The sequence below is a fragment of the Mycobacterium sp. genome, assembly GCF_046095365.1.
Classification (GTDB): Bacteria; Actinomycetota; Actinomycetes; order Mycobacteriales; family Mycobacteriaceae; genus Mycobacterium.
In genome coordinates this window covers 1-3,995 of the sequence record NZ_JBJTJF010000124.1, presented here as the reverse complement: position 1 = coordinate 3,995, position 3,995 = coordinate 1, and the positions used below count along the sequence as shown (strand labels likewise).

The following is a 3,995-nucleotide window of genomic DNA, read 5'->3' as shown; positions in this document are numbered from 1 at the left end:
CCGGGGCGGCCGCGGCCGCACCGGCGCCGACCTCACAGCGCACCCGCCAGTCCACCCCGAGGGCGTCCTTGAGGGCGTCGCGGATGACGTCGACGTTGTGCTGCTCGGTCAGCCGCTTGGCCAGCGGGGCCGCCGGGTGGGAGAGCACCAGGGTGTCGCCGTCGATGGCCAAGCGGCTGACCGAGCAGCACAACGTCGACGTCATCCGCGACGCCCTCAAGGACGCCCTCGGGGTGGACTGGCGGGTGCGCTGTGAGGTCGGCGCCGGTGCGGCCGCGTCCGCCCCGGAGGCCCTGCCGCCTGAGCCGCAATCCGACCCGGTCGAGGCGCAGCGCGCCGAGGAGAACGACATGATCGCCGAGGCTCACGACGGCGAGGCCGAGGCAGCCCCCCGCCGCGACCCCGAGGAGGCCGCGCTCGAACTGCTGCAGACCGAACTCGGCGCCCGCCGCATCGACGGCTGAATCGGCCTGATTACCCTGAGCGGCATGGGACAGGTCAGCGCATCCAGCACCATCCTGGTCGACGTCGAGCCGGCGAAAGTTCTGGGCGCCCTCGCCGACTACACGACCGTCCGGCCCAGGATCCTCTCGCCGCACTACAGCCAGTACCGCGTTCTGCAGGGAGGTCAGGGCAGGGGCACGGTAGCCGCCTGGAAGCTGCAGGCCACCAGGTCCCGCTCGCGGCAGGTCGAGGCCGCGGTCGATGTCGCCGGCCACACCGTCATCGAGAAGGACGCCAACTCCTCGATGCTGACCAATTGGACCGTCTCCCCGGCCGGACCGGGATCGAGCGTCACCGTCAAGACCACCTGGAACGGGGCCGGCGGCATCAAGGGTTTCTTCGAGAAGACCTTCGCCCCACTGGGATTGCGCAAGATCCAGGCCGAGGTGCTGGCCAACCTCAAGAAAGAGGTGGAGACCTAACTGGTCCGCGGCGGCTGGGTCTGCAGGAACGCCACGATGCCCTGGACCACGGCGTCGGCGTACTTCTGCCGGCCATCCTCGCTGGACATCAGTGTGGAGTCCACCGGGTTCTTCATATTGCCCAGTTCGACCAGGATCGACGGATACTGCGCCAGGTTCAGGCCCGCGATGTCGGCCCTCGGGTTGAGCCCGTCGGTGCCGATGTAGGTCGACGGCGGGATACCGGAGGCGGCCAACTGGTCGCGCATCATGCGCGCGAGCTGCACGGAGGCACCGGCCTGCACGAGGTTCAGCGGCGGACTGGAGTACAGGACGTGGAAGCCGCGACCGGTGGGCGGGCCGCCGTCGCCGTGGATCGACACCACCGCGTTTGGCTGCAGCGCATTGGCCATGGCGGCGCGCTCGTCCACGCACGGGCCCACCTGGTCGTCGTTGCCGCGCGACATCGCCGTGCGGACACCCAGCGCCGTTAGCGCCTGGCGGACGCGCAGGGTGGTGTCCCAGGTGAAGGTGTGCTCGGGGTAGCCGCCGTCGGTGCTGGTGCCGCTGGCCTGGCAGTCCTTGGTGCCGCCCCGTCCGTTGCTCACCTGGCGGGTCATCGACGCGTCGTTGGCGCCGTTGTGGCCGGGGTCGAGGAACACGATCATCCCGGCGATGGTGCCCGGAGCGGACTGCGCAATCGGTGCTGCCAGCGGCGATGCGGCGACCAGCAGGCCGGTGCAGGCTGCGGCCACGACACGCACTGCGGCGAAGTTCAGCACGGGCGTCACGGTAATCCCTAGCCGTCTAGGCTTGAAAGTCACCGGCTGCCTGAAATGCCAGGCCGCAACGAAGTCGAGACCACAACGCAAGGAGACCGTCATGCAACCCGGTGATCCCGGCAATCTGACCGCGTTCGGCGCCCAGGTGCCGCCACAGATGCCAGCCGAGGCGGTTGAGGGCCTCCAGCAACTGCAGGCCGCGCTGGTTCAGGCGCACATGATGCAGCACCAGTTGATGGAGGCCCAGCAGCGGATCGCCGAGACCGAGGTCCGCGGGGAGGCCGGTGGCGGCCTGGTGGAGGTCTACCTCAACGGCTCCGGCGAGTTGCTGGCGCTGCGCATCGACCCGCAGGTGGTCGACCCGAATGACGTCGAGACCCTCCAGGACCTCATCATCGCGGCCATCACCAACGCCGGCGACAACATGCGCGAGACGGTCAAGGACATCCTCGGTCCGCTGGCCGAGGCCACCGGTCAGCAGCCGGAGTCCTGACTTGTTCGAGGGCCCCGTCCAGGATCTCATCGACGAGCTCGGCAAGCTGCCGGGCATCGGGCCCAAGAGCGCGCAGCGGATCGCCTTCCACCTGATCTCGGTCGAGCCGCCCGACATCGACCGGCTCACCGCGGTGCTGTCCCGGGTCCGCGACGGTGTGCAGTTCTGCCAGACGTGCGGCAACGTCTCCGACGCCGAGCGCTGCCGTATCTGCAGCGACGCCCGCCGGGACGGCTCGCAGGTGTGCGTGGTCGAGGAGCCCAAGGACGTCCAGGCGGTCGAACGCACCCGGGAGTTCCGCGGCCGCTACCACGTGCTCGGCGGAGCTCTTGACCCGCTGTCCGGCATCGGCCCGGATCAGCTGCGAATCCGCCAGCTGCTCAACAGGATCGGCGAGCGGGCCGACGGCGTGGACATCACCGAGGTGATCATCGCCACCGACCCCAACACCGAGGGCGAGGCCACGGCCACCTATCTGGTCCGTATCTTGCGCGACATCCCCGGGCTCACCGTCAGCCGCATCGCCTCGGGCCTGCCGATGGGCGGTGACCTGGAGTTCGCCGACGAGCTCACCCTGGGCCGCGCCCTGTCCGGCCGCCGCGCCATGGTCTAGCGGGGCGTCCCTCGTCGGCCCCGTCGGCCCCGCCGGGTCCGTCCGGTCCCCGCCTCTTCCGCCGAGATTGCACCCACGCAGGAAACAAGCCGCATCTAGCTGCGTGAGGGCAATCTCGGCGAGGTTGCCGTGGGCCCTCGTGGGCCCTCGGCGGCCGTTGTCGGTCGTTGTCGGAGGTGCTCGGCATGCTCCCGCCATGAGCGACGTCGTCATCGGCAGCGAAGCCCTACAGCGAGGCGCCCTGACCCGCTACCAACTCAGCCGTTGTCGCCGGTTGCTGCCCGACGTCTACGCGCCCCGGGGTGCTGAACTCACGCTGCGTGACCACACCGTCGCAGCCTGGCTGTGGTCGCGCCGGCAAGCCGTCGTCGCGGGCGCCGCAGCGGCGGCACTACACGGTGCACAGTGGGTCGACGCCGACGAACCGGTCGAGCTCATCTGGTGCTGCCCCCGCCCGCCTGCCGCGTTGCGGGTGCGCAACGAGACGCTCCACCCCGACGAGGTCACCCGTGTCGCGGGCATCCCGGTCACCACGCCCGCCCGTACGGCGTTCGATCTGGGCCGCCACCTGCCCCGCGACCGCGCACTCGTGCGCCTCGACGCGCTGATGCGGGCCACGCCGTTCTCGGCCGAGGCCGTGGCGCGGATTGCTGAGGGCCACCCCGGCGCACGGGGCGTCCGACGGCTCCGCCGGGCGCTGCCCCTCGTCGACGGCGGCGCTGCCTCACCGCGCGAAACGTGGCTGCGCCTCCTCATCGTCGATGCCGGCTTTCCCCGCCCAAACACGCAGATCCCGTTGATGGACCACGCCGGAACCCTGGCGGCGCTCGATATGGGCTGGGAGGAGTTCCAAGTCGCCGCGGAGTACGACGGCGACCAGCACCGCACGGACCGCCGTCGCTACGTGTGGGATCAACGCCGATCGCGGATGTTGGCCGGCCTGGGCTGGAACGTGGTTCGGGTGATCAAAGAGGACACCCCGCAGGAGGTCGTAGCACGGGTCGACGAGGCGCTGCGTGCCCGCGGATGGTGCGGCGAGATTGCACTCACGCAGCGCCGCACTCGCAGAGTGTCTGCGTGAGTGCAATCTCGCCGCACCATCCGCGGGCACGCAGCGCCTCGTCGACCCGTGCTACGACCTCCTGCGGGGTGTCCTCTTTGATCACCCGAACCACGTTCCAGCCCAGGCCGGCCAACATCCG

6 protein-coding genes are annotated in these 3,995 nt (G+C 70.2%); 5 read left to right on the top strand and 1 reads right to left on the bottom strand.

What is annotated here, in order from left to right:
• Positions 1 to 164: 164 nt before the first annotated feature.
• A complete protein-coding gene (locus ACKOQ4_RS10375) occupies positions 165 to 464 on the top strand; it encodes a hypothetical protein (RefSeq protein ID WP_526291496.1) in 300 nt (99 codons plus the stop codon).
• Between the two features lie 24 nt (positions 465 to 488).
• Positions 489 to 926 (top strand): SRPBCC family protein, encoded by a 438-nt coding sequence (locus tag ACKOQ4_RS10370; protein ID WP_526291494.1) that lies wholly within the window; start codon positions 489 to 491, stop codon positions 924 to 926.
• On the opposite strand, the gene ACKOQ4_RS10365 is transcribed toward ACKOQ4_RS10370, so the two are convergent.
• Positions 923 to 1,696: an Rv3717 family N-acetylmuramoyl-L-alanine amidase gene (locus ACKOQ4_RS10365; protein ID WP_526291492.1), complete on the bottom strand. Its 774-nt coding sequence runs from the start codon at positions 1,694 to 1,696 to the stop codon at positions 923 to 925. The two genes, ACKOQ4_RS10370 and ACKOQ4_RS10365, sit on opposite strands and share 4 nt — an antisense overlap.
• A 148-nt stretch (positions 1,697 to 1,844) precedes the next feature.
• On the opposite strand from ACKOQ4_RS10365, the gene ACKOQ4_RS10360 reads away from it, so the two are divergent.
• The 3 genes from ACKOQ4_RS10360 (at position 1,845) to ACKOQ4_RS10350 (ending at position 3,874) form a co-directional block, all read left to right on the top strand.
• Entirely contained in the window at positions 1,845 to 2,180 is a 336-nt protein-coding gene (locus ACKOQ4_RS10360; RefSeq protein WP_526291498.1) for a YbaB/EbfC family nucleoid-associated protein, read from the top strand.
• A 1-nt stretch (position 2,181) separates the two neighbouring features.
• Positions 2,182 to 2,793, top strand: a complete 612-nt coding sequence (recR, locus tag ACKOQ4_RS10355) for a recombination mediator RecR (RefSeq protein WP_526291490.1) — start codon at positions 2,182 to 2,184, stop codon at positions 2,791 to 2,793.
• A gap of 196 nt (positions 2,794 to 2,989) precedes the next feature.
• Positions 2,990 to 3,874 carry a type IV toxin-antitoxin system AbiEi family antitoxin gene (locus ACKOQ4_RS10350; protein ID WP_526291488.1) on the top strand — a complete coding sequence of 295 codons (885 nt, stop codon included), beginning with the start codon at positions 2,990 to 2,992 and terminating at the stop codon, positions 3,872 to 3,874.
• Positions 3,875 to 3,995 lie beyond the last annotated feature (121 nt).